Source organism: Kitasatospora sp. NPDC059571, assembly GCF_042735675.1.
GTDB lineage: Bacteria > Actinomycetota > Actinomycetes > Streptomycetales > Streptomycetaceae > Kitasatospora.
The window spans coordinates 18,205-21,071 of the sequence record NZ_JBHWBW010000097.1 but is presented as its reverse complement, the minus strand read 5'-3'; the positions used below and the strand labels follow the sequence as shown (position 1 = coordinate 21,071).

Sequence of the window (2,867 nt, the reverse complement as noted above, 5' to 3'; positions counted from 1 at the left end):
CGGCCCGGCCGGGGGGTGGGGGCCCGCCTGTGGCCCCCGGCAACGCGCCGGGGGGCCTCTGCCGTGGTGCGGTGCCGCTCAGATGAAGTCGGCGAGCTCGCGCAGCAGCGCGGCCTTCGGGCGGGCGCCGGTGATGGTCTTCACCAGCTCGCCGTTCTGGTACACGTTGAGCGTCGGGATCGAGATGACGTTGTACGCCGCAGCGGTCTGCTGGTTGGCGTCCACGTCGAGCTTGGCGATGGTCAGCTTGTCGCCGTGCTCGGCCGCGATCTCCTCGAGGATCGGGGCGACCTGGCGGCACGGGCCGCACCAGGTGGCCCAGAAGTCGACCAGCACGGGCTTGTCGCTCTTGAGGACGTCGGAGTCGAAGTTCGCGTCGGTGACGGTGATGGTGGCGCCGGCCACGGGTCTCTCCTAAGGGTCACGGGCTAGGTGGTACCTGGGCGCTGCTTCGGCGGTTCGGCACCTTCGGTGGTGAGAACAACCGCGGGGGCTGTTCTGTTTCGCGCCGGCGGGCGGCGGCCCGCCGGCGTGGTGGTGGTGGGTCAGACGGCGACGGTGGCGGCCTGGGCCTCCAGGTCGGCGAGGGAGGCGAGGTAGCGCTCGGCGTCCAGGGCGGAGGAGCAGCCCGTGCCGGCGGCGGTGATCGCCTGGCGGTAGGTGTGGTCGACCACGTCGCCGGCGGCGAAGACGCCGGGGATGTTGGTGCGGGTGGAGGGGGCGTCGACCTTGAGGTAGCCCTCGGCGTCCAGGTCGAGCTGGCCGGTGAAGAGGTCGGTGCGCGGGTCGTGGCCGATGGCGATGAACAGGCCGGTGACGGCCAGCTCGCGCGTCTCGCCGGTGGTGGTGTCGCGCAGGGTCACGCCGGTGAGCTTGGGGTCGCCGTGGATCTCCTCGACCGCGCTGTCCCAGGCGAAGGTGATCTTCGGGTCCGCGAAGGCGCGCTCCTGCATGGCCTTGGAGGCGCGCAGGCTGTCACGGCGGTGGACGACGGTGACGCTGCGGGCGAACCGCGAGAGGAAAGTGGCCTCCTCCAGGGCGGTGTCGCCGCCGCCGACCACGGCGATGTCCTGGTCGCGGAAGAAGAAGCCGTCGCAGGTGGCGCACCAGGAGACGCCGCGGCCGGAGAGGACGTCCTCACGGGGCAGGCCGAGCTTGCGGTGCTGGGAGCCGGTGGCGACGATGACGGCGCGGGCGCGGTGGACGGTGCCCTCGGAGTCGGTGACGGTCTTGACGTCACCGGTGAGGTCGACGGAGACGATGTCGTCGGGGACGAGCTCGGCGCCGAACTTCTCGGCCTGGGAGCGCATGTTGTCCATGAGCTCGGGGCCCATGATGCCGTCGCGGAAGCCGGGGAAGTTCTCGACCTCGGTGGTGTTCATCAGGGCGCCGCCGGCGGTCACGGCGCCCTCGAAGACCAGCGGCTTCAGGGAGGCGCGCGCGGTGTACAGCGCAGCGGTGTAACCGGCGGGGCCGGAACCGATGATGATCACGTTTCGGACGTCGCTCACTGCATCTCCTGGTTCGCTTCGCGACCCGCGCTGGTGCGGGGAGGGCGGTCCTGCTCCGCCGCCCGGGACAACGGTTGTCCAGTCTCCCGCATTCCCGGGGCGGCTCGTACCAGGCGCCCGCTCCGTGGGAGCGGGGATTCCGGTCCGTGAGCGGGGCGGCACGGCGGACGCCGGCCCGGGAGGCGGGCGCGGGGGCCGGGAAGGAATGCGGAACGGGACGTCGGCGGGGGCGCTCAGGAGGCCGGGACGGTCCGGTGGAGCAGGACGCCCGGGGCCGAGCAGTCGGGGGTGATCAGGTAGACGTCCAGCTGGTCCGGGTGGCCGGCCACCGGGTAGACCAGGGCGAGTGCTGGGCTGCCACGGTAGCTGCCCGGGCCGACGGCGAGCGGGCTGCGGTCGGTGACCCCGGTGGTGCCGGCGGCGCAGGCCGGGGCGCTGGTGGTGGCGCTCGGGACGCTCTCTGCCGGGTTGGTCCGGGGCTGGGCGGCGGGCTGCTGGTGGGCGAGCGAGTCCGGCTGCTCGGTGCCGGCCCGACCGGCTGCCCGGACGAGTGCGCGGGCCTGCGCGGCGAGCAGCTCGTCCTGGTACTGGACCGCGCCCGCCTTGGCCCCGGAGTGGGCGGCGGAGGCGGCGGTGGACGTGCCTGCGGGGTGGTCGGGGGAGAGCGGCAGGAAGAGTGCGCCGAGCCCGAGGGCGACCGCGGCCCCGATGGCGGCGAACAGGGCCCGCCGGCGGCGTCGGCCGGGCGCCCGGCCCGGACCGGTGGCATCCGCCCGGCCCGGGGGCCGGCGCGGTGCGTCCGGAGGTGCGGGGGCGGTCGACGGGCCGACGGCGGCTGCCCGAACGGCCGGGGTGTCCGCGGCGGTGGCGAGGGCGGCGTCGAGCCGGTGGGCGACGTCCTCCGGCATCGGGGGCGCCTCGAAGGAGCCGAGCAGTTCGCGGACCTCGGCCAGCGCGGCGAAGGTGTCGGCGCACTCCGGGCAGTCCGTGAGGTGGGCGCGCAGGGCCGGTACGTCGGCGGGGTCGACGAGGTCCTCGGCGAGGTCGGCGAGGACCTCGACGTCGGGGTGGCCGGACGGCTCCGCGGGGGAAGGGGTGTGCGGCGTCATCGCGTGGTCACGTCTCCCTCCTGCAGTCGGCCTCGGCGTGCGGTGCCCGTACCTGGGACGGTGGCGGGGCCGGACGGGTTCCCCCCGGGCGGGCCGGCCGTCCGGGGTGCGGATCCGGGTGCGGTGCCGGGCGGTGTGTGTAGGGGTGATGCCGCCCGGCCCCCCGCCGCCGCGGGGGGGGGGTCGCCGGTCACCGCCGGACCCTCCAGCCCGAACGTGTAGGCGACCCGACCGGAGGCGATGCTGC

The 2,867-nt window shown here is 74.9% G+C and carries 3 protein-coding genes; all 3 read right to left on the bottom strand.

Annotated features, from left to right (window positions below; genetic code table 11):
- Window positions 1-78: 78 nt before the first annotated feature.
- Window positions 79-405 (bottom strand): thioredoxin, encoded by a 327-nt coding sequence (gene trxA / locus ACFV0G_RS14215; RefSeq protein WP_380546339.1) that lies wholly within the window; start codon window positions 403-405, stop codon window positions 79-81.
- A 140-nt stretch (window positions 406-545) separates the two neighbouring features.
- Window positions 546-1,511, bottom strand: a complete 966-nt coding sequence (gene trxB / locus ACFV0G_RS14210; protein ID WP_380546337.1) for a thioredoxin-disulfide reductase — start codon at window positions 1,509-1,511, stop codon at window positions 546-548.
- A 233-nt stretch (window positions 1,512-1,744) separates the two neighbouring features.
- Complete coding sequence (locus tag ACFV0G_RS14205) at window positions 1,745-2,620, bottom strand: anti-sigma factor family protein (RefSeq protein WP_380546335.1); 876 nt, start codon at window positions 2,618-2,620, stop codon at window positions 1,745-1,747.
- Window positions 2,621-2,867: the final 247 nt, after the last annotated feature.

Coding starts and splice junctions, on each gene's coding strand:
- ACFV0G_RS14205 (WP_380546335.1), bottom strand. CDS start 2,620: ATGACGCCGCACACCCCTTCCCCCGCGGAGCCGTCCGGCCACCCCGAC.